The 2,511-nt window shown below is 53.8% G+C and carries 1 protein-coding gene and 1 pseudogene; one reads left to right on the top strand and one right to left on the bottom strand.

Translation table 11 applies throughout. The features are described 5' to 3' along the window. Position 1: 1 nt before the first annotated feature. A complete protein-coding gene (gene gdhB / locus C5B91_RS20865; protein WP_119713005.1) occupies positions 2-1,309 on the top strand; it encodes a glutamate dehydrogenase GdhB in 1,308 nt (435 codons plus the stop codon). Between the two features lie 969 nt (positions 1,310-2,278). Here gdhB and C5B91_RS22810 read toward each other — a convergent pair. Next, a pseudogene (locus C5B91_RS22810) lies at positions 2,279-2,511 on the bottom strand (hypothetical protein); the annotation flags it as partial.

Genomic DNA, 2,511 nt, shown 5'->3' with positions numbered 1-2,511 from the left:
AATGACTATGGCATCCGAATCCACTACGAACTCCGATAAGATGGAGAACTCGACAGTAGAATCTGCTGAGCCGGAATCAGCGCTCGAAACGGTCCGCCGCCAGCTTCACCACGCCGCCGACCACCTTGATATCGACCAGCATATCATCGAGCGTCTCAAGCACCCAAAAAAGGTCCACGAGGTTACCCTCCCGATCGAACGTGAAGACGGTACCGTTGATGTCTTCACCGGGTACCGCGCCCAACACGACAGCGTCAGAGGCCCATACAAGGGTGGACTGCGATATCACCCCGACGTAACCAGAGACGAGTGTGTCGGCCTGGGCATGTGGATGACCTGGAAATGCGCGGTTATGGACCTCCCGTTCGGAGGTGCCAAAGGTGGCGTCGCTGTCAACCCGAAGGAATTGAGCACGAAAGAGAAGGAACGGCTCACCCGACGGTTCGCACAGGAAATCAGGGGTGTTATCGGGCCGAATCGGGATATCCCTGCCCCAGATATGGGTACTGACCCACAAACGATGGCTTGGTTGATGGATGCCTACTCAATGCAGGAAGGCGAAACAACACCGGGTGTCGTCACGGGGAAGCCGCCGGTGGTCGGTGGAAGTGAAGGCCGCGAGGAAGCACCCGGTCGGAGTGTGGCGATCATTACGAGACAGGCCTGCGAATACTACGACAATGACCTTGAGGGTACGACGATTGCCGTCCAAGGATATGGGAGTGTCGGTGCGAACGCTGCCCGCTTGCTCGACAAATGGGGAGCCACCGTCGTCGCGATCAGCGACGTGAATGGTGCGATGTACGACTTGGGCGGAATTGATACTGCCGTCGTACCTTCTCACGACGAGGAACCCGAAGCAGTCACGGAATACGCGGATACCGTGATCTCGAACGACGAGTTGCTTACCCTCAACGTCGACGTACTCATCCCTGCAGCCCTCGGAAATGTGATTACCAGCGAGAACGCCAATGAAATTGCTGCTGACCTCGTTGTCGAGGGAGCGAATGGTCCTACCACCTCAACAGCCAGTACGATTCTGGCTGATCGAGACGTCGCTGTGATTCCTGATATTCTCGCCAACGCTGGTGGTGTCACTGTCTCGTACTTCGAGTGGCTCCAGGATATCAATCGCCGGTCGTGGTCGCTTGAACGCGTGAACAATGAGCTCGAAACAGAGATGCAGGCCGCCTGGGATGCAGTTCGAGCGGAATTCGAGGAGCAAGACGTCACCTGGCGTGATGCAGCCTACATCGTGGCACTGTCTCGAATTGCGGAGGCCCACGAGGCGCGGGGACTTTGGCCGTAGGGAGATGGACTACCAACCATTCAGACGGGTCCGAAAGCCAACCACCCCGTTTGAGAGAGGTTTTCTTCGCCTGTATCAACTGGTTACTTCTGGAGCCATTCTTTGTACTATCTGCTTTCTCGGATACGTCGTTGTCGGCTTCAGTTTATCGTTCGTTGGGGTCTATGAACCAGCGTATTCCGTGATGGGTTTCACTGACCCGTTTTTCACGGGCCTGATATTCCTGACAGGTCTCTTCATCTGTGCGATATCGGGGATGCTCGCACTGCTTACCTTTCTCCTTAGTCCCAACGATTCAAAGGCTAATTTCGTCGTTATGGTGAGTTTGATCTCGTTTGGGTTTGGGGCCGCTACCATGCGAATTACATTTGGAGCCGTCCAAACGTGGTTCTCTGAAGCCGCAAGTATATTGCTGTAAAACAAAACTATTTGTATAATACAAAAACTACAAGCAATATATTAAGTAAAGAGGAGAATTAATGATACTCAGACGCAGGGTCAGCTACCGATGACAGCGCGTTCTGTGAAAGAGATTGATCCATCTACGCCCGAATTCGTTCGAGCCAGATCGTCCGATCCTCGATACACACAAGTCCAGCATCGACTGCCTCTCTGGCATGTCTCAGCCAACGATGGCTGTTCTTCGTTCTTACGACAACTGCATCATTGAGGGGGTTGAGTATTTTCAGTCACTCGATGTATCTCAATCCCAGACTCGATGTATCTCAATCCCAGACTCGATGTTGCCAATCACCCCGACTAATCGAGTTCCAAAGCATGCGGACTACTGTGTCTTCACGAGCGAGACGGGTGTCGACCTAATTACGACTGCGGGGTGGGAACAGCGGGGAACCACTGTTTGTGCGGTCGGGAATCAGACTGCGACCGCTGTCGAACTCCCCCTGAGTGTATACGGTAGTGACGTACTGTACTGGTTCAAGAACTAGAAACAGCGGGCGCAGTTGTCAGTTACACAGCTTGCCGAGGCAACCGTTCGTCGAATTCGCGAAGCTCGACAGTGAATCTCGTTCTGTCCCGCTTGGGTTCTTCCAGCAACGTTATCCAAGGGAATGCCACGAGCAAGGCGAGAAGGAAACACGCGAATGGAGCCGGCCAGTCCAGTGTTACAAGTGCCCCACTGAGCAGCGGATAGCCAACTGCATCAACTGCGAGAATCGTCGCGTTCGTTCCGATCAACATGT

The organism is Haloferax sp. Atlit-10N (assembly GCF_003586325.1).
In the GTDB taxonomy this organism is placed as follows: Archaea; Halobacteriota; Halobacteria; order Halobacteriales; family Haloferacaceae; genus Haloferax; species Haloferax prahovense.
The sequence above is the reverse complement of the archived record's forward strand: the minus strand, read 5'-3'. Positions and strand labels throughout refer to the sequence as shown.